General features: G+C 66.1%; 25 protein-coding genes. 12 read left to right on the forward strand and 13 right to left on the reverse strand.

Annotation, left to right across the window (positions count from 1 at the left end; genetic code table 11):
- Positions 1-321: 321 nt before the first annotated feature.
- The gene (locus C449_RS14705; RefSeq protein ID WP_006078828.1) at positions 322-2,067 is read left to right on the forward strand and encodes a Rieske (2Fe-2S) protein; all 1,746 of its coding nucleotides are present in this window, start codon (positions 322-324) and stop codon (positions 2,065-2,067) included.
- Positions 2,068-2,709: 642 nt separating this feature from the next.
- Here C449_RS14705 and C449_RS14715 read toward each other — a convergent pair.
- From C449_RS14715 to dnaK, 3 genes are all read right to left on the reverse strand, one after another.
- Positions 2,710-3,297 carry a VIT1/CCC1 transporter family protein gene (locus tag C449_RS14715; RefSeq protein WP_006078830.1) on the reverse strand — a complete coding sequence of 196 codons (588 nt, stop codon included), beginning with the start codon at positions 3,295-3,297 and terminating at the stop codon, positions 2,710-2,712.
- Positions 3,297-3,584 carry a DUF211 domain-containing protein gene (locus C449_RS14720; RefSeq protein ID WP_006078831.1) on the reverse strand — a complete coding sequence of 96 codons (288 nt, stop codon included), beginning with the start codon at positions 3,582-3,584 and terminating at the stop codon, positions 3,297-3,299. Before C449_RS14720 ends, C449_RS14715 begins: the two co-directional genes overlap by 1 nt.
- A 73-nt stretch (positions 3,585-3,657) precedes the next feature.
- Entirely contained in the window at positions 3,658-5,580 is a 1,923-nt protein-coding gene (gene dnaK, locus C449_RS14725) for a molecular chaperone DnaK (RefSeq protein ID WP_006078832.1), read from the reverse strand.
- Between the two features lie 228 nt (positions 5,581-5,808).
- Here dnaK and C449_RS14730 point away from each other — a divergent pair, with 228 nt between their 5' ends.
- Positions 5,809-6,510, forward strand: coding sequence for a YqjF family protein (locus tag C449_RS14730; RefSeq protein WP_006078833.1), 702 nt, complete (start codon positions 5,809-5,811; stop codon positions 6,508-6,510).
- Between the two features lie 35 nt (positions 6,511-6,545).
- Here the strand turns inward: C449_RS14730 and C449_RS14735 are convergent, their stop codons facing one another.
- Positions 6,546-7,190 (reverse strand): nucleotide exchange factor GrpE, encoded by a 645-nt coding sequence (locus tag C449_RS14735; RefSeq protein ID WP_006078834.1) that lies wholly within the window; start codon positions 7,188-7,190, stop codon positions 6,546-6,548.
- A gap of 78 nt (positions 7,191-7,268) precedes the next feature.
- On the opposite strand from C449_RS14735, the gene C449_RS14740 reads away from it, so the two are divergent.
- Both C449_RS14740 and C449_RS14745 read left to right on the forward strand, forming a co-directional pair.
- On the forward strand, positions 7,269-8,603 hold the full coding sequence (locus C449_RS14740) for a DEAD/DEAH box helicase family protein (RefSeq protein WP_006078835.1): 1,335 nt from the start codon (positions 7,269-7,271) through the stop codon (positions 8,601-8,603).
- Between the two features lie 345 nt (positions 8,604-8,948).
- Positions 8,949-10,538 carry a DUF790 family protein gene (locus C449_RS14745; protein ID WP_006078836.1) on the forward strand — a complete coding sequence of 530 codons (1,590 nt, stop codon included), beginning with the start codon at positions 8,949-8,951 and terminating at the stop codon, positions 10,536-10,538.
- A gap of 81 nt (positions 10,539-10,619) precedes the next feature.
- Here the strand turns inward: C449_RS14745 and C449_RS14750 are convergent, their stop codons facing one another.
- A complete protein-coding gene (locus C449_RS14750) occupies positions 10,620-11,414 on the reverse strand; it encodes a DUF7847 domain-containing protein (protein WP_006078837.1) in 795 nt (264 codons plus the stop codon).
- A gap of 120 nt (positions 11,415-11,534) precedes the next feature.
- Here C449_RS14750 and sugE point away from each other — a divergent pair, with 120 nt between their 5' ends.
- Complete coding sequence (sugE, locus tag C449_RS14755) at positions 11,535-11,855, forward strand: quaternary ammonium compound efflux SMR transporter SugE (protein WP_006078838.1); 321 nt, start codon at positions 11,535-11,537, stop codon at positions 11,853-11,855.
- 39 nt (positions 11,856-11,894) lie between these two features.
- Here sugE and C449_RS14760 read toward each other — a convergent pair whose 3' ends face one another.
- Together C449_RS14760 and C449_RS14765 are read right to left on the reverse strand one after the other, a co-directional pair.
- Entirely contained in the window at positions 11,895-12,419 is a 525-nt protein-coding gene (locus tag C449_RS14760) for a DUF7122 family protein (protein ID WP_006078839.1), read from the reverse strand.
- A complete protein-coding gene (locus C449_RS14765; RefSeq protein ID WP_006078840.1) occupies positions 12,416-13,324 on the reverse strand; it encodes an RsmB/NOP family class I SAM-dependent RNA methyltransferase in 909 nt (302 codons plus the stop codon). The genes C449_RS14760 and C449_RS14765 overlap by 4 nt, the downstream gene beginning before the upstream one ends.
- A gap of 172 nt (positions 13,325-13,496) precedes the next feature.
- Between C449_RS14765 and C449_RS14770 the strand changes: the two genes are divergently transcribed.
- On the forward strand, positions 13,497-14,234 hold the full coding sequence (locus tag C449_RS14770; RefSeq protein WP_006078841.1) for a proteasome assembly chaperone family protein: 738 nt from the start codon (positions 13,497-13,499) through the stop codon (positions 14,232-14,234).
- A 240-nt stretch (positions 14,235-14,474) separates the two neighbouring features.
- Here the strand turns inward: C449_RS14770 and C449_RS14775 are convergent, their stop codons facing one another.
- Genes C449_RS14775 through C449_RS14785 form a run of 3 tightly spaced genes read right to left on the reverse strand, consistent with a single transcriptional unit; the run spans position 14,475 to position 16,267 of the window.
- The gene (locus C449_RS14775) at positions 14,475-15,149 is read right to left on the reverse strand and encodes a YkgJ family cysteine cluster protein (protein ID WP_193790600.1); all 675 of its coding nucleotides are present in this window, start codon (positions 15,147-15,149) and stop codon (positions 14,475-14,477) included.
- 32 nt (positions 15,150-15,181) lie between these two features.
- The gene (locus C449_RS14780) at positions 15,182-15,952 is read right to left on the reverse strand and encodes an MBL fold metallo-hydrolase (protein ID WP_006078843.1); all 771 of its coding nucleotides are present in this window, start codon (positions 15,950-15,952) and stop codon (positions 15,182-15,184) included.
- A gap of 42 nt (positions 15,953-15,994) precedes the next feature.
- The gene (locus C449_RS14785; protein WP_006078844.1) at positions 15,995-16,267 is read right to left on the reverse strand and encodes a MarR family transcriptional regulator; all 273 of its coding nucleotides are present in this window, start codon (positions 16,265-16,267) and stop codon (positions 15,995-15,997) included.
- A gap of 135 nt (positions 16,268-16,402) precedes the next feature.
- On the opposite strand from C449_RS14785, the gene C449_RS14790 reads away from it, so the two are divergent.
- From C449_RS14790 to C449_RS14815, 6 genes are all read left to right on the forward strand, one after another.
- Positions 16,403-16,813 carry a PPOX class F420-dependent oxidoreductase gene (locus C449_RS14790; protein WP_006078845.1) on the forward strand — a complete coding sequence of 137 codons (411 nt, stop codon included), beginning with the start codon at positions 16,403-16,405 and terminating at the stop codon, positions 16,811-16,813.
- An 82-nt stretch (positions 16,814-16,895) separates the two neighbouring features.
- Positions 16,896-17,606 carry a class I SAM-dependent methyltransferase gene (locus C449_RS14795; protein ID WP_006078846.1) on the forward strand — a complete coding sequence of 237 codons (711 nt, stop codon included), beginning with the start codon at positions 16,896-16,898 and terminating at the stop codon, positions 17,604-17,606.
- A gap of 88 nt (positions 17,607-17,694) precedes the next feature.
- A complete protein-coding gene (locus tag C449_RS14800; RefSeq protein ID WP_006078847.1) occupies positions 17,695-18,555 on the forward strand; it encodes a hypothetical protein in 861 nt (286 codons plus the stop codon).
- Positions 18,556-18,660: 105 nt separating this feature from the next.
- Positions 18,661-19,659 carry a glycosyltransferase family 2 protein gene (locus tag C449_RS14805; RefSeq protein ID WP_006078848.1) on the forward strand — a complete coding sequence of 333 codons (999 nt, stop codon included), beginning with the start codon at positions 18,661-18,663 and terminating at the stop codon, positions 19,657-19,659.
- A 164-nt stretch (positions 19,660-19,823) separates the two neighbouring features.
- Positions 19,824-21,407, forward strand: a complete 1,584-nt coding sequence (gene thsA / locus C449_RS14810) for a thermosome subunit alpha (protein WP_049914296.1) — start codon at positions 19,824-19,826, stop codon at positions 21,405-21,407.
- Between the two features lie 42 nt (positions 21,408-21,449).
- On the forward strand, positions 21,450-22,052 hold the full coding sequence (locus C449_RS14815; RefSeq protein WP_006078850.1) for a methyltransferase domain-containing protein: 603 nt from the start codon (positions 21,450-21,452) through the stop codon (positions 22,050-22,052).
- Between the two features lie 125 nt (positions 22,053-22,177).
- Here C449_RS14815 and C449_RS14820 read toward each other — a convergent pair whose 3' ends face one another.
- From C449_RS14820 to C449_RS14830, 3 genes are read right to left on the reverse strand one after another with little or no spacing between them, the layout of a single operon-like run.
- Positions 22,178-22,786: a trimeric intracellular cation channel family protein gene (locus C449_RS14820; RefSeq protein ID WP_006078851.1), complete on the reverse strand. Its 609-nt coding sequence runs from the start codon at positions 22,784-22,786 to the stop codon at positions 22,178-22,180.
- On the reverse strand, positions 22,786-23,583 hold the full coding sequence (locus tag C449_RS14825) for an SAM hydrolase/SAM-dependent halogenase family protein (protein WP_006078852.1): 798 nt from the start codon (positions 23,581-23,583) through the stop codon (positions 22,786-22,788). The genes C449_RS14820 and C449_RS14825 overlap by 1 nt, the downstream gene beginning before the upstream one ends.
- A 23-nt stretch (positions 23,584-23,606) precedes the next feature.
- Positions 23,607-24,155 (reverse strand): nicotinamide-nucleotide adenylyltransferase, encoded by a 549-nt coding sequence (locus tag C449_RS14830; protein ID WP_049914298.1) that lies wholly within the window; start codon positions 24,153-24,155, stop codon positions 23,607-23,609.
- Positions 24,156-24,363: the final 208 nt, after the last annotated feature.

Here is a 24,363-nt window from a genome sequence, read left to right on the forward strand (position 1 = left end):
CGACGCTCGCTCACTGCATTCGCTCGTGGTACTATCACGTGCCGGCCGCCCCGCAACCGCTCTTGCAACCGCGCCGTCGAAGCCCTCGCCCGTTTCGCTCGCTCGCCTTTCATCCACCAGGAGAGCATAATTCTTCCGAATCTGCGGTCGCGGTGCGACCGCAGACACAGACCGCACAGCAACCACACCGCCGCCGCACCGCGGCGGCCACACCGCCAACACCCAACCGCGACCCACCGAGCACTGACCTGATGTGGTCAGATGCGTTACAAAACTTCGTTTCAGCGAATCGTTTTGTGGGTGTGCCAGCAACACACGCACATGGCGGTCGAAGACACGGAGTACGTCCAGGTCGCATCGCTGTCGGACCTCGAAGACGAGGGCCGACAGGTCGTGAGCAGCGACGGCCGACCGATCGCACTCTTTCACCACGAGGGCGAGGTCTACGCCGTCGACAACCGGTGTCCGCACATGGGATTTCCGCTCACCCGCGGCACCGTCGAGGACGGCATTCTCACCTGTCACTGGCACCACGCACGCTTCGAACTGGAGGAAGGCGATACGTTCGACCTCTTCGCCGACGATGTCCAGACCTTTCCGACCGAGATCAAGGAGGGCGAGGTGTATCTCGACCCCGATCCCGAGCCCGACGTGCCGCCCACAACTCGACGACGCAACCGGCTCGCCGACGGCCTTCAGGAGAACATCTCGCTCGTGATGGCGAAATCCGTCATCGGTCTCGACGAGGAGGGAGAGGGGTTCTACACGCCGCTCGAAACCGCCATCAACTTCGGCACCAGATATCGCGCGATGGGATGGGGTCGCGGCCTCACCACGCTCGGCTGCATGGCGAACCTCCACGGCCACGTCGGCGGGCGGGACAAGCGCCGTGCGATGTTCATGGGCGTCCGCGAGGTCGCCGACGACTCCGTCGGTGAACCACCCCGCTTCCAGCAGTACGCCTTCGACAATCAGGACCTCTCGAAATCGCGCCTCAAATCGTGGTTCCGGAACACCTGCGAGGTGCGCGACACCGACGGCGCGGAGCGGTGTCTGCTCACCGCGATCGACTCTCTCCCGCCTGAAGACATCGCGGAGATCGTTTTCGCCGCCGCGACCGATCACCGGTACATGAACGCGGGCCACACGCTGGATTTCATCAACACCGCGTTCGAGACGACGAAGCATCTCGGATGGGAGGAGCACGCTGACGCCGCGCTCGCCTCGACGGTCGCCCAGATCACCGACGCCACCCGCTCGGAGGAACTCTCGTCGTGGCGACAGCCCGTCGACATCGCCAGCTTGTGTGCTGACGCGAACGACCTCCTGCCCGACCTCGTGACCGCGGGCGAAGGGAAAGAATGGGAACGACCCGAGGGGTTCGTGGAGACGCTGCTCTCGGAAGACGCGGAGGCAATCATCGACGCGCTGACCGACGCGATCAAGGGGGGTGCGACGACGAGCCAGCTCGCGGACGCGGTCGCGCGCGCCGCCACGCGACGGGTGCTGTGGTTCGCCACGAACAACGAGTTCAACGACTGGAACACTGTCCATCACACGTTCACCTACGCGAACGCGGTCCACCGCGCGACCCGAAAGACCGACGCCACCGAGCTCTACCGGGCGTGCTTCGACGGTGCGATGAGCGTCTACCTCGATCGATTCCTCAACTCACCGCGCGCGCCGGTGCCCGATCCCGGTAGTTCGGACCGCGATCCCGCCGACGTCCGCGCAGACCTGCTTGACGCGTTCGACGAACAGGGCCAGGTCAACCAGGCGGCGACGCTCGTGAGCGAACACTTCGACGCCGACGGCGATCCCGACGATCTCAAGCGCACGCTCGGGCGGGGACTGCTCCGCGAGGACGCGAACTTCCACACCCTCCAGAACGTGGAGGGCGCGTTCGGCCGGTTCGAGGTCGTCGACGACGAGGCCGAGCAGCGAACGGCGCTGATGGCGTGTGCGCGCTACATGGCTGCGCACTTCCCGACGCGGCGCTCGGCCGAGCAGACGTTCTCGATCGCGACCAGGCTCCACCGCGGCGAGCGCCTTCACGAGGTGGAGTAGGCGGAGACTTCTCGGACAGTCAAGACACTCCTAGTGAACGAGCCGCGAACAACACGAACATGACGAGGAGAGCACCGCCGATCAGCGCGGCGAGACAGACCCACCACCATCGAAACCGGTACAGCTGTTGTTCCGTGTCAGTTTCGAGAGGTTCCGGCGAGTCGGGTATCCACCGCCAGACGGCATAACCAGGGAAGACGACGAACGCGCCCGCAAGCGCGGCACTCGCTTCGCCCACCCATCCGGGGAACGACAGCGCGACCAGCCCCCAGGTTCCGTCGACGACGATGCCGTTACGCCGGTTTCCGACTGCTTAGAAATTTCGTCGTCGGTGTCGAACACCCAAAAGCGAGTCGCGATTCCACTGCGGCGAGTGTCTCCACGAAATAAGAGGGACACACCAGCAGTCGGGAGCCCGGCCACCGTCAGCCACAGCGGCGCGTGGGAGGGCGTCGAAGACGCCCGACTCGCGCGAGGGATGACTGAGCGAGCGTAGCGAGCGAAGGAATCGGTTGGGGAGGGTGTGGCCTGCGGTCTCTCATTTGTGTCGTGATTCGTCCGCGACGAGTCGGCTGTCGATGCCATGCTTCGCGATGCGGTTTCGACCGCATTCGACCGTTTGTCGGAACGGACTTCCGATCGTTACCCAGGCAAAAAGACGTTGAGTACGGCGACGACGACGCCGGCGAGCCCCATCCGGATGCCGGCGACGTACCACCGCTGGCGCGAGATCGAGGCCATGTACGCCCCGAAGGCGAACAACACGCCGACGGCGATACCGACCGAGACCAGCGTCGCCTGAAACAGCGTGAACACCGCCCCTTCGAACAGGAACGGAGTGAGCGGCACCACGAGCCCGAGCAGCGGGCCGAGGCCGCTCATGAGCGCGTTGACGACCTGGTTGCTCATCTTGTCGCGTTCGACCTGCGTATCGCTCAGATCGGTGAGCATCGCGTCCTCGACGTCTTGAATCTCGGCGCGCATCTCGGCGCGCTCGATCTCCCAGACGCTCCACACGCCAGAGGTAGTGAGACCGACGGCAGCCCCGAGCCCGAGGCTGATGACGGTGAGTCCGTCGTCGATCCCCGAGAGATACGCGCCGACCGTGACACCGACCCCGGTGAGCGCGCCATCGAACCCGTTCGAGACGAAGTACCGCCGTGCGATCGGCCCGATCATGTCGGTCCCGATCCGATCCAGCAGCGACTCCGAACCCGAATCCGCGCTCATCAGTCCTGGGGTGTCGACATCTCATCGACGATACGGTCCCCGCAGGCGACCTGGTCGACCGAGTGGACCGTTGCGCCAGTGTCCTCGATCACCCCGGTCACGGTGTCGTAATCGATGTCCTCGCCTTCAATAGTGAACTTGATGTTGCGAACCTCCTCGTCCATTTCGATGAGAATAGCGTTCACGCCGTCGACGCCGTCGGTTTCGGCGATCTCTTGGGCGATAGAGAGCATCGTCGGCTCGTGCGGCTTGAGAACGTCGAGGACGAGTTGGCGAATCGTGGCCATACGCTCACAATACGGGACCGCTATGATAAGGGTGTACTGGTGGAGCTAGGCCCTCGTGCAAGAAGGCTCTGGGTTACGAGGACGAGTCCTTGTCTTCGTCGTCCACATCCTCGAAGTCGGCGTCGACGTACTCCTCGTCGTCGCCGTCGGCCGCACCGTCGCCGCCCATATCACCCATGCCGCCAGGGCCGCCCGCCGCCCCGCCGGGACCGGCACCCGCACCGCCGGCTCCGCCCGCAGCCTGCTGGGCGGCCTGCTGTTGCTGGTACATCTGCTTGCCGATCTCCTGGAGCTCGGTCGAGAGCTCCTCGGTGGCATCCTGTAGCTCCTCGGTCGTGGCGTCCTCGTCTTCGAGCACGGCCTCGACATCACTGATGGAGTCCTCGATGTCGGCCCGGAGGTCGTCGTCGACCTCCTCCTCGTTCTCTTCGAGGAGCGAGTTCGCACGCTGGACCGCGCTCTCGGCCTCGTTGCGGGCCTCGATGCGCTCACGGCGCTGTTCGTCCTCTTCGGCGTACTCTTCTGCCTCTTCCTGCATCCGGTCGATCTCGTCGTCCGAGAGACCCGCGCCGCCCTCGATCGTGATGTCCTCCTTGTTGCCCGAGCCCTGGTCCTCGGCCTCGACGTTCACGATGCCGTTCTCGTCGATGTTGAACGTCACCTCGATCTGGGGCGTCCCCGCAGGAGCGGGCGGGATGCCCGAGAGCTGGAACTCGCCCAGTAGCTCGTTCTCGTTGGCGATCTCGCGCTCGCCCTGGAAGACTCGGACCTGAACCTGGGTCTGGTTCGCCGCCGCGGTGGTGAAGATCTTCGACTCCTCCGTGGGAATCGTAGTGTTCTTCTCGATCAGACGCTCGAACAGCCCACCCTTGACCTCGATCCCGAGGCTCAGGGGAGTGACGTCGAGCAGCACGATGTCGTCGACGTCCCCGGAGAGCACGCCACCCTGGATCGCCGCACCGAGCGCGACGGCCTCGTCGGGGTTGACGTTCTTCTGAGGGTCCTGGCCAGCGAGCTCGGATACCTGATCTTGGACCTGCGGCATCCGGGTCGAACCGCCAACCAGAATCACCTCGTCGATATCGTCGGCGTCGTACCCAGCGTCTTCGAGTGCCTGCTCGGTCGGCTCGACAGTTCTCTCGATGAGGTCCGACGTGAGGGACTCGAACTTCGCGCGGGTGAGATCCTCTTCGAGGTGGACCGGCCCGGAGTCGGTCGCGGTGATGAACGGGAGGTTGATCGTGGTCTCCTTGCGGTTCGAGAGTTCGATCTTGGCCTCCTCGGCCGCGTCCTTCAGCCGCTGGAGGGCCTGACGGTCCTCTCGGAGATCGAACCCGTGCTCGGACTCGAATTCTTCGGCGAGCCAGTCGACGATGGCGTCGTCCCAGTCGTCCCCGCCGAGATCGTTGTCACCGTTCGTGGCGACGACCTCGTACACCCCGCCGCCGAGATCGAGCACCGAGACGTCGAACGTCCCGCCGCCGAGGTCGTACACCATCACGGTCTGGTCGGACTCGTCGTCGAGGCCGTACGCCATCGACGCCGCGGTCGGCTCGTTGATGATGCGCTCGACCTCGAAGCCCGCGATCTCGCCGGCGTCCTTCGTCGCCTGGCGCTGGCTGTCCGAGAAGTACGCCGGCACCGTGATCACCGCTTTCTCGATCTCCTCCCCGAGGTACTCCTCGGCGTCGCGCTTGATCTTGCCGAGGATCAGCGCCGAGATCTCTTCCGGAGTATAGTCCTCGCCGTCGATCTCGACGGTGTGATCCTCTCCCATGTAGCGTTTGATCGATTCGACGGTCCGATCGGGGTTCTGGATCGCCTGGTTCTTCGCCGGTTTGCCGACGAGTCGTTCGTCGTCGTCGAAGGCCACCACCGAGGGTGTGGTGCGATCGCCCTCGCCATTCACGATGATCTCGGGATCGCCACCCTCCATCACCGCAAAGGCGCTGTTCGTCGTGCCGAGATCGATACCGAGGATCTTGTTGCTCGCCATTGTTGGGTACGCGTATCGCTTTCGGCGGGTTAAAAGTTGCTAAGATACGTCACCAGCTGCGTCTCGTGGATCGTACTCCCCGGTTGCGGTTTCGTGGCTCGCGAGCCGTGATCGCCACCGACCTATATTCCGACCGCAATACGACCGCTCGGCCGGCGATCATCCGAACGCGTTCTCGGCTCGTGTCCACGGCGAAACACACGAGCCCTCGTGGCCCCTTCCACAGCCATGGTCGTCGCCCTCGCGATGGACTGGCAGGAGCTCCTCTTCGCCAACTGGCCCGTCGATCCCGATATCGTCGATGCGCACCTGCCAGACGCGCTCGACGTCGACACCTACGACGGCAACGCCTGGCTTTCGGTGGTTCCGTTTACGAACGCGGCCGTCCGCCCGCGCGGGCTCCCCACCCGGCTCGGCGTCGACCTCCCCGAACTCAACCTCCGAACCTACGTCACCTGCGAGGACACACCCAGTGTCTACTTCTTCAGCCTCGACGCCGAGGGCGTGCTGGGCGTGCTCGGCGCACGTCTCTTTCACCACCTGCCGTACTACTACGCCCGGATGACCCACCGCCGGAGCGAGGGCGGTGCGAGTCGGTTCGAGAGTCGTCGGCTCCATCCCGGCGCGCGACCGGTAGAGTTCGCCGCCACCTACGAACTCGCCAGCGAGCGGCTCGATCCGGAACCGGACTCCCTCGCAACCTTCCTGACCGAACGCTATCGCTTCCATACCGAGGCTCCCGACGGGACGGTCCGATACTCGACGATCGACCACGATCCGTGGCCGCTGTACCCTGCGAACGTCCGGATCGATGAAAACACGCTTTTCCGGGCGAACGGGTTCGCCGACCCGACGGGTGAGCCGGTTCACTACTACAGTCCTGGCGTCGAGATCACTGCCTCGGCGAGCAAGCGACTGGAGAAACAGTAATCTGGAGGGTGGCCCCGACGAGTGGCCGACGATCCCTACTCGCTGACGGTGATCTGGGCCGGCCGGAGCACCTTCTCACCCATCTCGTAGCCCGGCCGGAAGACCTCCGCGACGGTGTCTTCGGGTTGATCGCTCTCGATGCGCATCATGACCTCGTGGCGCTGGGGGTCGACTTCGCTACCGGGATCGGGCTCGATGGTCGCGAGGTTCTCCTCGCCGAGCACCCGGTCGAACTCCGCGAGCGTGCTCTCGACGCCCGGCCGGATGTCGGCGTCGTCGTCCTGTGAGAGTGCGCGGGCGAGGTTGTCCCGAACGTCGAGCAGGCGTTCGACGAGGTCCTCGGTCGCGCGCTCTTCGAGTTCGTCCTGCTGGCGCTGGGTGCGCTGTTTGTAGTTCTGGAAATCGGCCTGTTTGCGCTTGAGCTTGGATTCGAGCTCGTCGATCTCGCCGGCGCGCTCTTCGAGCTCACGTTCGGCCGCCGCCGCACGCTCGCGGAGGGCGGCGATCTCGCGGGCGAGCTCCTCGTTCGAGGTGTCTTCGACGCGGGCTTCGAGCTCCTCGCCGACCGCTCCCGCCGCCGCGCCCTCGGTCGCCGACTCCGATGACGGACCCGTCTCGGACGTCGACTCGTCCGCCGCGCTCTCGCTCGGCTCGGTCGCGTCGGCTGCGTCGTCGGTCATGGTCGAAACCAGCCGACACGCGGGTAAAAGGATTCAGAAATCACCCAGCGTTAAGCGCTCGGAACCCCGAGCAGCGGTGTGGCCGTCACGCTCGCGTTCGAGGACGGGACCGTTCGGATCGAGGGGAGCGTCCCCGATCTCCCGTTCGTCGAACCCGACCCGCGCTCGAAGACCGCCCGTGCGCCCGCTGTTCGCTACGCCGCGCTCCGTGAGGCACTCGACGAGTGTGGCGTCACCTTCGACGACCGCGTGCTCGCCGACCCCTCGATCGACGTGCGCTCGGCGTACGAACTCCGGGAGTACCAACAGGAAGCGCTCGACGCGTGGCGCGCGAACGACGACCGAGGCTGTCTCGAACTCCCGACTGGAAGTGGGAAAACGGTGATCGGGCTCGCGGCGATCGAGGCGCTCGACACCGCAGCGCTCGTGGTCGTGCCGACGATCGACCTGCTCGAACAGTGGCGACGCGAGTGTGAAACCGAGTTCGACGTGGAAGTCGGGCAGTTGGGCGGCGGCGAACAGCGCGTCGAAGCGCTCACCATCGCGACGTACGACTCGGCGTATCTCCGGGCCGACGACATCGGCGATCGGTTCGGACTGGTGATCTTCGACGAGGTCCACCACCTCGGCGGCGAGGGGTATCGCGAGATCGCGCGTCTGCTCGCCGTGCCCGCCAGGCTCGGGCTGACCGCGACGTTCGAGCGGCCCGACGGCGCACACGAGATCGTCGAAGACCTCTGCGGCCCGCTCGTCTACCGGATCGCCCCCGACGATCTGGCGGGGGAGCACCTCGCGGCTTACGACATCAAGCGACTCGCAGTCGAACTCACCGACGAGGAGCGAGCCGCATACGACGACCACCGCGAGACGTTCACGAACTACCTCGCCACCTCGAACCTCGACATGCGGAGCGGGAGCGACTACCGGAAGCTCGTGATGCGCTCGGGCAACGATCCTCAGGCGCGTGAGGCGCTGCTCGCCAACCAGCGTGCCCGCGAGGTGATGATGAACGCCGACGCCAAGGTCGCAACGCTCGCCGACCTCCTCGATCACCATCGGGAGGACAGGGTGATCGTCTTCACCGCGCACAACGATCTCGTGTACCGACTCTCCGAGCGCTTCCTCCTGCCGGCGATCACCCACCAGACGGGGGCGGCCGAACGACGGGAGATCCTCGCGAAGTTCCGCGAGGGGACCTACTCCCGGGTCGTCGCTGCGAACGTACTCGACGAGGGCGTGGACGTGCCGGCCGCGAACGTCGCGGTCGTGCTCTCGGGGAGTGGCTCGACACGGGAGTTCACCCAGCGGCTCGGACGGATCCTGCGACCCACCGAGGACGGGGGACGAGCACTGCTCTACGAAGTCGTCACCGAGGAAACCGCCGAGGAGCGGGTGGCCGAACGGCGACGGTGACATTCGCACCGTTCGGACGTCAATCGGTGTGCAGCAAAACGGTTGCTTTGGCTGTCGCTGTCGTGAGCACCGCTGCGATGCCGACACAAATGAGAACCGCAAGCCACGGACCTTCCCAACTGACTCCCTCGTTCCGTTCGCTCCGCTCACTCCACTCGGTCATCCACCGTCAGAGCTTCGCTCTGACGAGCCTGCACTCGCTGCGCTTGTGCAGACCTCGCACGAGGCGCGCGTCTTCGATGCACTCCCGCGCGCCACCGGCACCGCTGTCAAGAGTGAACCGCTTCTCGGCCGATAGTCGGGTAGTGCGGTGCGATTTTTATACGCCGAGCCGCCACTTCTGGTGTGCTCACGAAGGACCTCCTCCGGGTGTCACGCGCGGGCGGCGGCTACCACCCGCAGTTCACGACCCGGGAGGACCGCCCGCTCGCGGCGCGGGTCATTGGGGTCTATCAGGGCCACGTCGGCGAGCCCAGGCACGAACTCGACGACGCGCTCGAAACCCTCGAACGCGATGCCGACGACTTCAAACTCGTTCGCGGGTTCGCGAAACTGCTTGACCGGGAGGCTACCTTCGAGACACGGGCGGCAATCGAGCCCGAGCGCGCGCGGCGTGCGACGTTTGCGGCCGCGGAGTCCGTCGGGGTCGTCACCACGGCCGAACGCGATCGGGCACTCGTGGCGGCCGCCGACCGACTCGATACCACGTCCGAGATCATCGAGGGCTCACTGTACGCCGATCTCGATGAGCGCGAGGTGCTCGCGGCGTTCGATTCGCCGTGGGATCCCAAGGAACTCTGCGCACAGTACGATCTCTCACTCGCCCAAACAGTGCTGTTCGACGCGACCAAACTCCGTGTGCGGAGTGCGGACCCGAAGGCACTCGTCTCGGCGGTCAAGCGCCTCCGATTGCTGTACGAGATCCGGAACACCGACCCGGACGACGGCGGATCCGACCGCTCCGCTCACCTCTCGGATCGCGAGGTGATCGTCACCGGCCCCGACAGCCTGTTCCGGCGAACGCGACGGTACGGCACGCGGTTCGCCCGGTTGCTCCGCACGATCACGAAGGCGGGCGAGTGGGAGCTCACGGCGACCATCGACGACCGTGGAACCGAGCGCGAGCTCCGGCTCACTCACGAGGACCTCCGGGTGCCTGGCACCGAGCCGGTCGTCGAGATCGAGTACGACAGCGCCGTGGAGGCCGACTTCGCCGCGCGATTCGAATCGCTCGATCTCGACTGGGACTTGGTGCGCGAGCCCGAACCGCTCGCGACCGGTTCGCGGGTGATGATCCCCGACTTCGCGTTCGACTGGAAACATGAGGTTCCCGACATCGCCGACGGCGACTCGGGAGCAGGGAAGACTGTGTCTTCCCGCGCGTTCCGGGTCTTCTTCGAGATCATGGGCTTCTGGACGCCCGAGTACGTCGAGAAGAAGCTCGACCAGATTGATGGGTTGGAGAACGTCGAGCTGCTCGTAGCGGTCGACGAGTCGCTCGGCGTCGGGGAAGACCTCGAAGCCCGCGACGCCCGCGCAATCCCGTACTCGGGAACCGTGCGACTCGCGGACGTCCGCGACGCGCTTCGACAGTACGAAGACCGATTGAACGCGGACCAGGCGGCGGCATTGCCCGACGAGCTGGTTCCCGAGGCCGACGTGGTCGCGCTCGCCGCACTCGCGGCCGACCACGGCGTGAGCGAGACGGCGATCGAGAACAAGGCGTTCCCCGATCACGAGCGCGTCGGACGGACGCTCGTTCGCCCCGCCGTGCTCGATACGCTCGCCGACGACATCGAGCCCGGAATCGAACTCTCGGCGGTCGAGGAACGCCTCGCCGCACACAGTATCGAGGACACGAGTGCGATGCTATCACAGCTCGGCTACCGCGTCGAGTGGGAGGGGTTGAGCGGCGGCGTCGTCCGGGAGAAATGACGGAACCCGACGGCGAGCATCAGCGCGATGGCGTTGCCGAGGCCGGAGCCTCGGTGGACGATCGCCCGTCGGCGAGCGACGCTACGTGACGGCGGGCCGAATCTGCCGGTAGAACGCCACCCCGTACGTCATCGAGAACGCCCCAACAACGCCGGAGAGTACGACGAATACGGCCACAGCCACGATTGCCGCGCCTGGTGAAAGGGCTGGGAGACCGTCGGTGGGCGTTGGATTCTGCAGCAGCGCGAACAGCGCCCCGAACGCACCGAAGACGCCGCCGATGAGCGAGAGGACGAGCGTATAGCCGAGCGTGCTGAGTTTGTGTCCCCGAACCGCTCCGACGCTTCGCTTAAACCCGTCGACAGCACCCACGTCATCGAGCACGATGGCTTGTCCGAAAAACTGGATGAAGAAGAAAAGCAGGAAGTACAGCAGAAAGGCCACCAGTGCGACGCCAGCAATGGCGAGGAACGCGACTCCGCCGAGCGCGTCGCCGGCGGAGACGACAGCGACACCGCCGACTGTGGTGACGATGAGCAGCGCGACGACGTACAGGATCGCCACTCCCATCAGGATGAGAAACGCCCCGAACAGCGAGACGTAGTTCGCCTTCCCGGCGCTCACGAACGTCCCGAGGCTCGTTTTCCCTTCGACTGCCTCGTTTCCCATCCCGATGATGCCGCCGAAAAAGAACGGGTAGAGCAGCACGAAGAGCAGCGAGAGAAGCCCGGTGGCGACCACGAGGGTGGTGGAGTTGGCGGACTGAGCGAGCAGCTGTGGTACCTGGACGAGCCCGAGCACCAACGCAACAACGATCAGAATCGGATTCCGTGCGACCGCGGTAACCGTCTGTCGGCCTGCCGACATCGCACCCATGGTAGCACCTCATGAAGGAATACAATAAATATTTTATTCCCAATATTAATATTGTGCACTAAGACGAGATGCTTCGCCGCACATCGCAGATCCTATCATCGATCCCGGTGGAGTGGCGACATGAACCCGTGGCTCCTGCTCGTCGTCGCCGGTGTGTTCGAGATCGGCTGGGCCATCGGTCTCGAATACTCCGAGGGCTTCACCGAACTCCTCCCGAGCATCGCGACCGTCGTCGCGCTCGTCGTCAGCATGCTGTTGCTGGCGCGGGCGGTCCAGTCGCTCCCGATCGGGACGGCCTACGCGGTCTGGACCGGCATCGGTGCGGTCGGGGCGGCGACGCTCGGCGTCGTACTGTTCGACGAACCGGTCAGCATCGCTCGTGTGGGGTTCATCTCGTGTATCGTCCTCGGCGTCGTCGGGCTGAACTTCACCACCCACTAATCGTCCACGGCGCGCTCACGGCTCGTCCGTATCGACCTCTCAGAGCTCTCGACGACGCCCCTTCGGGATCTGCGATCGGAGCTCGCCGTGGAGGTAGAGTCCGACACCGAGCGGTTCGCGCGCGCCCGCGAGATCGTGGGCAACGATCAGATAGCCCCAGTCGCCGTCCCACTCGATCTCTTGATCCTCGCCCGCGACGAACCGCCGCGCCGCCTCCCGCGAGAGGGTGAGCACGTTCCGACTCGCGTGGCGACCGAAGCGCTGGACCGCGTCGGTGGTGGGTTTCCAGTGCTCCTGGCGCGTTCGGAGAAAGGTGATCCCGAGGCTCTCGATCGCGATCGGCGAATCGATCTCCCCGCGAAACGCCCAGAGTTTTCGTGAGCCCTTCTCCCAGAACGTGTAGTCGGCGAAGACGGTGGAGTCGATGCCGTATCGCTCGTCCCAGAATTCGAGTACTGCCTCGCGGGTCGCCCGGCCCGCGATCTCGCGCTCGGCGGCGGTGGCGGGCAGGCGAGCGAATTGGGTGCCATCGTTTTCAGCGAGCCCGTCGCTCGGCTCGCTCATCCGCCGACCTCCAGTTTCGCACAGAAAAAGCCACCCGTGTCGTTCAGGTGCGGGTAGATCCGCTTGGCCCGCTCCACGCTCGGATCGAAGCGCTCGCCCTCCCACTCGGTGATACCGGGACGGCTGTCGAGCGCACAGTTGAAATCGACGAGCCGGCAGTTTTCGCTATCGAGAACGCCATCGAGCACGGCCTCGTTCTCTTCGGGGGCGAACGTACACGTCGAGTAGACGACCGCTCCGCCCGACCGGGTGGCCTGGATCGCCCGTCGGAGGATCGCTTCCTGGGTGCTCGCGATCTCGTCGAGATAGCCGACCGACCACTGATCGAGCGCATCAGGGTTCTTTCGGATCGTTCCCTCGCACGAACACGGCACGTCACACAGTGAGCGGTCGAACGCGTCGAAATCGAACGGCGCGAGCGAGTAGTTTCGAGCGTCGCGGTTCGTCACCGCCATCGAGGTCACGCCGAGACGCTCGGCGTTGAACCGCAGCGCCGACAGTCGGCCGAGATTTCTGTCGTTGGCGACCACGAGGCCGGCGTCGTCGGCGCGCGCCGCGAGCTGGGTGGCCTTCCCACCGGGGGCGGCGCAGGCGGCCCAGACGCGCTCGCCAGGCTCGGGATCACAGACGCGGGCGGGCAGCGCCGACACTTCCTCCTGGCCGTGGAACCAGCCGTGAAACGCTCCCCACGTCCGTCCCGGATGATCGGTATCGAGGCGGAGGAGTCTGGGATGCCACTCACACGGTTCGTAGTCGATCCCCTCTTCCTCGAGGGCGGTGCGAGCGCGCTCGGGTGTCGCCTTGATCCCGTTGACTCGGACGACCGACGGCAGCGGCCGTTCGCAGGCCGCTCGGAACGCCCCGAAATCGTCGATCAGCGGCTCGTATCGGGAGAGCACATCCATTGGATGACGATCGTCGTCGGTTCGCTTGTCGATTTCGGAGTGTGCGTCGGTCGGCCATCGGAGCAGCGACGGTGACCGCATCCCACGGAACGGGACGGTCCCGACAGTTCCGAACAGAATGCCGACCGGCAGGATGGTCGGAAGTTAAGTCGACTCAGTGAAAAGAGTACGCATGGCACGCATCGATGTCGTCGTCGACGACGTGTCCCTCGACGCGCCGACGCTCGTCGAGGGGTTGCCCGGGGTCGGTCTGGTCGGGAAGATCGTGGCCGATCATCTCGTCAGCACGTTCGAGATGGACTACTACGCGGGCGTTCACTGCGAGGGCGTCCCGCAGGCGGCGGTCTATCGTGGCGAGCGCTCGTCGCTCCGACCGCCCGTCCGCCTCCACGCCGACGAGGAGCGCGATCTACTGGTACTCCAGAGCGACGTCCCGGTGTCGCCCGCGGAGGCGACCGAGTTCGCAGCCTGCATCACGGGCTGGCTCGACGCGAACGACGTCACGCCACTGTATCTCAGTGGTCTCCCGGATCAGTCCGAAAAGGTGCCCGAGGTCTACGGCGTCTCGACTGGCGGGGGTGAGCGCCTGCTCGACGACGCCGGTATCGTGCCACCCGCGGAGGGTGGTCTCGTCAGCGGCCCGACCGGCGCGCTGCTGTATCACGCCGGCCGGAACGACCTCGACAGCGTGGGACTGATCGCCGAAACCAATCCTCAGTTCCCCGACCCCGAGGCCGCCCGGGCGGTGATCGACGGCGGCGTCGAACCCATCGTCGGTATCGAGGTCGACACCGACGCGCTCGTCGATCAGGCCGAGGAAATTCAGGACGCCCGCGAACGACTCGCAAAGCAGATGCAACAGGCCGACGACGAGAGTTCCCAGGCCGAGCCGCTCCGGATGTTCCAGTAGTACCTTTTTACTGCGGGGGGTGCGCTCCCTCGCTACGCTCGGTCGCCCACTCCCGCTTGCAAAAATCTACGCTAAAAACACCCGCTCACTCACTTCGTTCGCTCGCGGTAGGTGTACTGGCACTCTCCGCGACCGCAACCGCACAGCACCGCCCGAGCCCTCGCTCCCGTTGGTCGCTCGCCCTCGATCCGCCAGGACCGCCACCGCAGCCGCGCCGCATTCGCACCGCGGCCGCAACCACTACCGCTCGACCGGGTCGCCGTCGGGTCGCTTCGCGCCCTCGGAGTCGTGGACGACCACCTCGCCGGGTCCGGGATCGGCGGGCTCGTAGTTTTCTCGGACGCCGATCGCCTCTTCGAGTTCGCGCACCGAGCGGCGTTTGAGCGCGGCAGCCAACTCTTCGGCGTCCTCGCGGTCGATGTCGCGGCCGAGCCCCTCGCACTCGTGAGCGCGGACCTGCCCGACCCGATCGACCGCCTCACCCATCGGCTGACTCGACCCCTCCAAAGCGACGCTGAACGGGTACGTCCGACAGATCAGCGGCCGGTCGTCGTGGGCGGTACACGCCCCCGTTCCGTCGTCGGCCTCGGCGTAGAACGTGCAGTCGCCACAGCCCGTCGTTTGAAGCGCCCACTCGAAGGTCTCCCCTTCAGGGCCTTCGGGGACGTCGGTCAAGCCATAGGGCATCGGCCTGGCGACGTCCCGCCAGTCATATTCACCCTGCTCTTCGAGCGCCCGTACCTCGTCGGGGAAGACCGTCGCAGTATGCTCCTCGTCTTCTCCGGCATCGGTCTCGGCGGCCTTACAGCACGCACCGCAGCGCGTACACTCGAACCCGATCGACTCGATCGCGTCGGCCAACTCCGCGACATCGAGTTCGCGCGCCCGGTCGAGTTCGGATTCGAGGCTCACGATCCCGTTTCGCTCCCGCGCCGCAAAAGCGCTTCTCAGGCGTTCGCCCGCGCGCCGTCCCACCCCACCCGCTTCTCGACGGCGAGTTTTTCGAGATGGGCCTCGACCGTCGCTTCCGCAAGCTCGCGCACCCCCGAGATGTCCTTCTCGTAGGCGGCGTCGGTGATCTCTGCGACCGTCTTCGCACCCTCCTGCACCGCCCGCAACACCGCTTTCTCCCGGTCGAGGCGGTGGGTGAGCAGCCGTTCCAAAACTGCCCGCGGCTCGTCGATCACCGGCCCGTGGCCCGGATACAACCGCTCGGGATCGCGGGTGTGGAGCCGTCGGAGTGCGGTGAGATACCCGCGCATGTCGCCCTCGCCCGATCCCACGACCACGCTTCCCGATGCGATCGCGAGATCACCGACGAGAACTCCGTCGTCGAACCCGAGTGCGACGTGATCGGGGGCGTGGCCCGGCGTCGATGCCACTCGCACTGCCCCCGCATCGGTCTCGACTGTGGCTCCGTCACGAACCGTGTCGTCGGGAACGACCCCAGTCGCGCGCTCGAAACGGTCCTCGTAACCAGCCCGCGCGAGAACGGTAGCTCCGCCATCCGCGTACGCGGCGACGCCACCGACGTGATCGGGATGGGCGTGGGTGACGAGAACAGTATCGACCTGCCGTCCATCGAGCGCGGTGTCGAGTTCGGACGTCGCAGCCGCCGGATCGACCAACACGGCGCGGTCGCTACCGAGTACGTAGGCGTTCGTCGTACCACCGGGTGCGGTAGTGTCGACCGGAACCGGAATCCGTTCGGGCTCCATACTGGCCGCCGGTCGCGATGGGGGAAAAGCCGCTCGTCCGCGCTACGTGTTGAGGAAGTAGACCTGCTTGCGCGCGTCGTGGAAGCTGTACCGCGAGCCGACGAGTTCGACGTCCTCCAACCTGTTGAGCGCGTAGCGCACAGTCCTATCGGGGAGCAGCGATTCGTCGGCGAGCTGGCCCTGCGAGAGCGGCGCATCGGATTCGAGGACCTTGGCGACGAGCTTCGCGCTCGGGGGGAGTTCGCGCAAACGATCACGGTACTCGGTCTTCGACAGCGCGCCGTCGGCTTGTGCGTGGTCCGTCGTGGCACTCATACCTGCCCCTCCAGCGAGGGAACTGGTAAAACTTCCCCATATATGCGCATGTATAATACGGCCACATGAGTTTGTACATACATCCTTATATCAAGTCGGCACAACCGCTTTGATGGAGTCGGTCGAAGCCGACGTATGGCGTCGATTCCGGAGTCGTTCCACGATCTGTTCGAGCGCGAGACGTTCGCCCACTTCACTACGATGATGCCCGACGGCACGCCGCAGGCGACACCGGTCTGGGTGGATTACGACCTCGACGCCGACCGCGTGCTGGTCAACACGGCGCGGGGCCGACAGAAAGAGCAGAACGTCAACCGGAACCCGAAGGTCGGGCTCTCGATGGTCGATCCCGACGACCCCTACCGGTTCGTCTCAGTGCGTGGAGAAGTCGACGAACTCACCGAGGACGGTGCGGTCGAGCACATCCACCAGCTCGCCCGCCGGTACATGGACGTCGAGGAGTATCCTGGCCTCGAAGACGAGGAGGGTGCGCGCGTCCAGATCCGGATCCGGCCCGACGACGTCGTCGCCGGCGGAGCTGACTGAGGGGACGGCGACGAGCCGAGAGAGGGGGCCGTCGAGCGCATCCAGTACGGTTTTATCCCCGGGCGGGCGAACATCGGACAGCGTGAAGGGACAGGAGTGGTACCAGGCCGACGAGATCGCCGAGACTTACGAGTCGAAGCGGTTCTCCGACGGCGGCCGGCTGATCGACGAACGCGAGAAGCGAGCCGTGCTCTCGGCGGTCGGCCCGGTCGAGGGCAAGCGAATGCTCGAGATCGCCTGCGGTACGGGGAGGTTCACCACGATGCTCGCCGAGCGCGGCGCGGACATCGTCGGCCTCGACATCTCGCCGGCGATGCTCCAAGAGGGGCGGAAGAAGGCCCGTGCGGCGGGCGTCGCCGACCACCTCGAGTTCATGCGCGGCGACGCCGCTCGGCTCCCTTTCCCCGACGATCACTTCGAAACCGTCATCGCGATGCGATTTTTCCATCTCGCCGACACCCCGGCCTCCTTCCTCGCGGAGATGCAGCGGGTCGCGCGCGATCAGGTGGTCTTCGACACGTTCCGACGGTTCAGCACCCGGAGCATCTACAACTGGCTCCTTCCGATGGGATCGCGGCTTTATTCCCGAATGGAGGTCGAACAGCTGCTCGACGGCGCTGGCCTCCGACTCGCCGACGAGGAACACGACTTCTTCCTCCCGTATGGTCTGTATCGGAAGCTCCCCGATCGGCTGGCGGGTCGCCTTCGTGAGGTCGATACTGCCGTCATGGAGTCGCCGATCGGTGACCACGTGGCGTCGGTGTCGTACTGGGATACTCGGCTGAAGGGGTAGTGTCGCGGCGTTCGTGAGTCGTGCCGCTCGTCGTTCCCGATATAGTACTGGCGACACACCTATACGATCGGCGTCGGGTCAAAGGGCTATGCGTCGGCGAACGTATCTCGTGGCGGTGTCTATCGGCACGTTCGGATTCTCGGGGTGTTCGAGTCTCGCCGGTAATGGAGCCTCGGCCGAGAACGACGGAACCCCGACCGATGTCGTCGAAACGCTCGAACCGACCGAAACGGGCGCGGCGGGCGGAACGGACGTGTCTGGGACCGGAACCACGACCAGAACTACCGTCGGGACGAACGCTACGAACGACACCGACGGCAGAACCACCGGAAATACTGCGATTGCCGGTGGCAACGACAGCGCCGGCGATCGAAACGTCGTTCCGTTGCACGGGAGCGACGATCCGGTGACGGTCGCGAACGGTGAGGGTCCACGAGACGAACTGTTCGGACTGACCGAGGGTCCCGTCACGGCCGCGTTCAGCCACGAGGGCGAATCGAACTTCATCGTGAGGCTGGTCCCGACCGACGGCGACCTCGCCGGGAGCGTCACGCTCGCGAACACGATCGGGGAAGTGGAGGGGAGCCAGGTGGTACATGTCGGCACGGTCGGGGCTTATAGCCTCGATGTCACCGCCGCAGACGACTGGGAACTCACGCTGAATCAGCCCACCGACCCCGAACCCGAGTCGCTACCGATCGATGCGGACGGGGAGAGACTCGGCTACGTCGGACCGTATGCGTTCGACGGTGCGACGACGTTCGCGGGATCGCACGACGGCGATGGTCCCTTCGTCGTCTCCCCGATCGCGGTCGGCGACTCACCCATCACGACGTCGATCTTCAACGAACTCGGCTCGTTCGAGGGTGAGAGCACCGGAACGCTTCCCGGCCCCGCCTATCTGAACGTCCGAGCGACTGGGGAGTGGACACTGTCGACGACGGAGTGACGGCTGGATATTCTCTCCCATCCCCGATGTCGCGATCGATCCGAACGGCGCGAACGCGACGCTGAACACGGGCATTTTTATACAGAGATCGTCTATCGGTTGTTCATGCAGCTCTCGGTGGTCGTGCCGACGCTCAACGGCCGGACCCAGCTCGTGGCGTGTCTCGACGCGCTCGCCACGGCCGCTCCCGAGAGCGAGGTCGTCGTCGTGAACGGCCCCTCGGCCGACGGCACCACCGGGATGGTCAGGGAGCGCGACGACGTCGACGTGCTCGTGGAAGTCGCCGACCGCAACCTCAACGTCGCCCGGAACGCGGGCATCGAGCACGCTTCGGGCGAGTGGATCGCGATCGTCGGCCACGACAGAACCGTCGAGCCGGGCTGGGACGACGCCGTCGCGGCGGGACTCGACCCTGGTGCGGCACGCGCGGGCGCACACGTTTTCGCTGAAGGATATCCCATGCCCGGCGGCCGCGATCGGGTGGGGGCGGTCACCGGCCCTACCGGGGCGGACGGCGAACGGCGCGATGGTCCGGAATCACGGATCATCGCCGGACGTGAGGTGACGTACGTCGACGGCCGAAACGTCGCGTTCTCGCGTGCAGCGCTCGACGCGCTCGACGGGTTCGACGAGTACCTCCGAACCGGCGGCGCGCGCGATCTCGCCCATCGGCTCGCCGCGAACGGGTACGCAGTGGACTGGCAGGACGGAATGTGCGTCCAGGACGCGGCCGCCGTCGGTCCCACGAGGCCGGGGACTTCCGGCAGTCCGGTGATCTCCGACGGCGGCCGGACCGAGCGTGACTGGTACTGGAAGTATCGGGCGCTCGCCTACCGACTCGTCAAAAATTATGGAGTTCGGCCGACGACCGCGCGCCGGCTCGCGAGCCACGCCGTGAGCGACGCGCTCTCGGGGTTCGCCGGGGTCGTCCGAGGCGACGGTGCTCCGACATCGTGGTTCGCCAACGGACGCGACGTGCTCACCGGGTCGGGCCGTGGCGACGCTGCCGGCCTCCTCGCGCGGTGGCGCGACCGCGGTCGGCGAAACCCCAACGGGATCTCCTCGCGGTCGGACCGAGCGGTCGCGGTCTACGATCGGCGCTGAACCGGCGTTCGGCGTGATCCGTTTCCATTCCCTGAGTGGCTACGTGGATCAGATACTGTTGGGTATGATGTGCCACACCACCCTGCTCACGTCCGGCGTTTTCTCGCCACTCAGTAGGAAGTTTTATATAGAACCGCAAACGACCCGTTGGTGAGGAATCCATCATGGCACAGCAACAGCGCATGGGTGGACAGCCGATGTTCATCCTGAGCGAGGACACGGAGCGGACACGCGGCCAGGACGCACAGAGCTCGAACATCGCCGCCGGCAAGGCGGTCTCGGAGGCTGTACGAACGACGCTCGGTCCCCGAGGGATGGACAAGATGCTCGTTTCCGATGCGGGCGACGTCGTCATCACCAACGACGGCGCGACCATCCTCGGCGAGATGGACATCGAGCACCCGGCGGCACAGATGATCACGGAGGTCGCCGAGACTCAGGAGGAAGAGGTCGGCGACGGCACGACGACCGCCGCCGTTCTGGCCGGTCAGCTTCTCGCCAAGGCCGAAACGCTGCTCGACGACGACGTTCACCCGACGACGATCGTCGAGGGGTACCACGAGGCAGCCCAGCTGGCCCACGAGGCCGTCGACGAGCAGGTGCTCGCCGGCGACGACCTCGACGACGACCGACTCCGCGGGGTCGCCCGCACCTCGATGACCGGCAAGGGCACCGGCGACGTGGGTGCGGAAGCGCTCGCCGAAACGGTCGTCGAGGCCATCCGACAGGTCGAGGGTGACGACGGCGTCGCGCGCGACGAGATCTCGATTCGAACGCAGACCGGTTCGAGTTCGAGCGCCACCGAGCTCGTCGAGGGCGTCATCAGCGAGGAGGAGCCGGTCCGCGAGGACATGCCGAAAAGCGTCGAGAACGCCTCGATCGCGGTACTCGATGTCGAGTTCGACATCCGGGAGGCGAACGTCGATGCGGAGTACGACGTCTCGAGCGTCGATCAGCTGAACGCCGCGATCGACGCGGAGGAGAGCCAGTTCGAGCAGTACGCCGACGCACTCGCCGACCTCGACGTCGACGTCGCGTTCGTCACCGAGGACATCGAGGACCGTGCAGCGGCGTACCTCGCCGAGGAAGGCATCCTCGCGTTCGAGGGCGTCGACGACGACGAGGCACGCTCGATCGTCCGGGCCACGGGCGCGAGCCGCGTCGGTGCGATCGAGGACCTCGAAGCGAGCGACCTCGGTGAAGCCGAGCAGGTCCGCGTCGAGTCGTTCGGCGAGGACGAGCTCGCGTTCGTCGAAGGTGGTGCGGCCGCCGAGGCCGTCACGGTGTTCGCTCGCGGCGGCACCGACCACGTCACCGACGAACTCGAACGCGCGCTCCACGACGCGCTCGACGTCGCGACCGCCGCGCTCGATTCGGGCGGTGTGGTGCCCGGTGGCGGCGCGAGCGAGATCGCCATCGCGGCCCACGTCCGCGACCAGACCGCGAGCATCGAGGGCCGTCGCCAACTCGCCGTCGAGGCGTTCGCCGACGCAGTCGATGTCCTGCCCCGCACGCTCGCGGAGAACACCGGGATGGACCCGATCGACGCGCTCGTCGACCTCCGGAGCCGCCACGACAGTGAGGGTCGTGCGGGCCTCATCAGCGAGGGTCAGACTGGCCGGGCCGACGACCCCGTTGAGGCCGGCGTGTTCGATCCCGCCGCGGTCAAACACGAGGCGATCGAGAGTGCCACCGAGGCCGCGACGATGATCGCCCGGATCGACGACGTCATCTCCGCCGACAACTGAAGCACTAACAACCGTTATTTTTCCGCCGGACGACGATCGAGCGTGGAGTACGACGAACTGCAGGAGCGGTACGGCTGCGAGACGTTCTATTGGGGGACCGAGGCGAACGAGTTCGCCCACACGACTGCGGAGTACGCCTCCGACGGCGGAACGATCGTCGATGTCGGTGCAGGTGAGGGACGCGACGCGGTGTTCTTCGCCGAGCGAGGGTTCGACGTGCTGGCAATCGATGTCGCACCGAACGGGCTCGAAAAGGCCGAACGACTCGCCGACGAGCGCGGTGTCGAGATCCGCACCCGCGTCGAGGACGTCAACACGCTCGAACTCGACGGACCGGTCGACGTGGTCTATTCCATCGGGACACTCCAGTACCTCCGTCGAGGTGCGCGCGCGGAGCGCTTCGCCCACCTCCAGCGACGAACTCGATCGGGCGGGCTCCACGCGATGTTCGCGTTCGTCGATCACCCCGACGTTCCGCCCGCGCCGGACTGGGGCGAGAACGAGTATCACTACGAGCCGGACGAACTCGACTCGTACTACGCCGACTGGGAGTGTCTCGACAGCGACGCGTTCGTCTTCGAGGACGACTCCGGTGGCGAACCGCACCGCCACGCCGCGGAGCAAGTGCTCTACCGCAAACCCTGACCGATCGAGGGATCATCAGCCAGCGGACAGCCGCGACGAGCGGTTGTAAACATCGGTATCCGTGGCCTCGGTGACGGCCGGCGTTCCCGCTGCCATCGCGTTCGCGGCGGTCGCCTGAAACGGACTCAGATCGTCGGCAGATGCCAGTCGTACCGGAGCGCGACCAGTCTGAGGACGAAGACGAACGCCGCACAGCCGAGGGTCGCCTGGCCGGCGGCGACGCCGACCGCGGTCGCGAGCCAGAACGCCCCGCCGCCGAGCACTGCAGGCGTCGCGTAGAAGTCCTCGTGGAGCACCGCCGGGACTCGCCCCAGGAGGACGTCGGCGATGCTCCCGCCGCCGACGCCGGTGAGCGTCGCGAGCACCACCACCCCGAACGGCGAGAGCCCGGCGTCGGTCCCGACGAGCGCGCCAGTGGCCGCAAAGGCCGCCAGGCCGATAGCGTCGGGTAGCTGAACCGCCGTGTGGTTCCGGAGCCGGCCGCCCATCGCCCGTGCGAGCACGACACCGATTCCGACCCCGGCGAGTGCGACGCTCACGTCCGAGGTCGTCCGGAGTGCAACGGGAACGCGGCCGGCGAGCACGTCTCGGAGGATGCCGCCGCCGAGTGCGGTCAGCATGCCGAGAACCCCGACGCCGAACAGGTCGAGGTCGGCGTCCGCACCCTTGAGCGCGCCCACGACCGCGAACGCCACCAGCCCGATCGCGTTCATCGCGTCGAACGCACTGATCATCACTCGAACGCCAACTCGATCGGATCACCGACTCCGACGCCGAACGTCTCGTCGCCCCGCCCCCGATTCGCGGCGAGTTCGACGTTGCCGTGACTGCCGACGGTGACGAGGCGCTCGCCGGCCGCGACGTGTGCGTACGACCGCGCGACCGGCACGCGCTCGCCGTCGACATCGATCCGTTCGCCGAACCGTCCGTCTAGCACCGCGCCCGGGACGTTCGTGATGGCGTTGCCGAACCCATCGACGACGAGTATCTCGCCCGTGGCGTCACCGCTCCCGACGGCTGGCTCCGGGAATCGGAGGTCCTCGTAGCCGTCGGTGGGCACGAACTCGTCGCACGCTGCGAGATGACCCACACCCGCCTCGTGGGCGAGCGCGGCTGCCGGCGCGAACACGTCCCGGCCGTGGAAGGTTGCACTCTCGGGATCGTCGACGACGATTTCGAACGGTTCGATACCCGCGCTCGATTCGTCGTCGTCCGGCGCTCCCCCGTGACGGTCTGCAAGCTGCCTGGCAACGGGAGCCAGCACGCCGTTGTCCGGTCCCACGAGGACGTGCTCGCCCGCCCGGATCGCGAGCGCCGCTCGGTCGGTGCCGACGCCGGGATCGACCACCACGAGGTGGGTAGCGGGCGGGAAGTACGGAAGCACCTCCCGGAGCCAGAACGCGGTCGTCCGGACGTCCTGGCGGGGGAAGTCGTGGGCGATGTCGACGAGCCGGGCGTCGGTGTGCGCACAGAGGACGCCCTTCATCGCGGCGGGGTACGGTGAGCCGAAGTCGGAGGTGAGTGTGATCATGTGGGATAGCCGTTCGGCGTTCCTCACTCGGGGTCGGCCGTGGTGTCGGCGCGGTAGGAGTCCGCGCCGTCGGTCTCGCTCACGCGCTGAATGCGTTCGATCCCGTCGATCTCCTCGACCACGTCGACGACGGCGTCGGGGACGAGCGCCTCCCAGCCGTCGTCGGCGATCATCCGCTCTCTGATTTCGGTCCCCTCCAATCGCTCGCGGTCGAACATCGGCGACTGGCGCACCTCGACGCCGGCCTCGGTGAACAGCTGCACCACCAACGGATTGTTCGAGTACGCGATCTCGAACGTCGGTGACATGCTTTGGACGTGGCTGACCCAGACCGCGTTTCGGTCGAGATCCTCGATCGGCACGGGATAGATCACGAGGTCGGCGTCCTCGAGCGCCTTGGTGAGCATCATGATGCGCTCGCCGGCGGTGAAGGGATCGTGACGAGTGTGGGAGTCGTCGGCGCTGCCGATCCCGAGCACGAGCTCATCGACCTCGCCCGCGATCCGCTCGACCATCCGATGGTGGCCGTCGTGGTATGGCTGGAACCGGCCGATGTAGAAGCCGCGGAGCATGTGATCGGCCAGAACGTCGCTGCGCATAAATTCCCGCTTTCGGGTCGCTGCTCGCCGATTCCTTGCTGGCTGCTGGTCGAGCGGTTCCGATGGGTACCACCGTAGTCGGTTCGGGGAAGGATTTATAAGACGATCCGGCCGTTCACGACGAACTTCCCACTGCGCAGACGGCTGCTCGACCCTGTATTCCGGTCGTGTGGCCAATCCG

Source organism: Halococcus saccharolyticus DSM 5350, assembly GCF_000336915.1.
GTDB classification, from domain to species: Archaea; Halobacteriota; Halobacteria; order Halobacteriales; family Halococcaceae; genus Halococcus; species Halococcus saccharolyticus.